The organism is Pseudobutyrivibrio xylanivorans, from assembly GCF_010906925.1.
In the GTDB taxonomy this organism is placed as follows: domain Bacteria; phylum Bacillota; class Clostridia; order Lachnospirales; family Lachnospiraceae; genus Pseudobutyrivibrio.
In genome coordinates, this window is sequence record NZ_VTVE01000026.1 from 1 (window position 1) to 395 (window position 395).

Here is a 395-nt window from a genome sequence, read left to right on the forward strand (position 1 = left end):
GTCTACCAAAAGGCGACAAACTAGAACTCATCATTCAAAAAAGTACAGAACTAGGCGCACACAAATTTATCCCTTATAAAGCAGAACGATCTGTGGTGAAATGGGATGACAAGAAAGTCATCAAAAAAATCGAGCGACTTCAAAAAATTGCGCAAGAAGCTGCTGAACAATCGCAAAGGACAATCATTCCAGAAGTTCATTATGCTGCTAGTTTCAAAGAGTTAATGTTTGACCATGTTCACTATGACTTTGTTATCGCAGCATATGAAGAGAGCGCCAGAGAAGGCGAGGACAGCGCGCTTGCTAACTTATTCCAAACCATGAAGCCTGGACAGTCTGTTTTATGTGTTTTTGGGCCTGAAGGAGGCATTAGCGAAAAAGAGCTAATGCAACTT

Annotated in this window: 1 protein-coding gene; it reads left to right on the plus strand. The window is 41.3% G+C overall.

Annotated elements, in window-relative coordinates; all coding sequences use genetic code 11:
• Positions 1-395: RsmE family RNA methyltransferase (locus tag F0Q01_RS13745; RefSeq protein ID WP_163927313.1), on the plus strand; the 395-nt coding region annotated here is incomplete at both ends.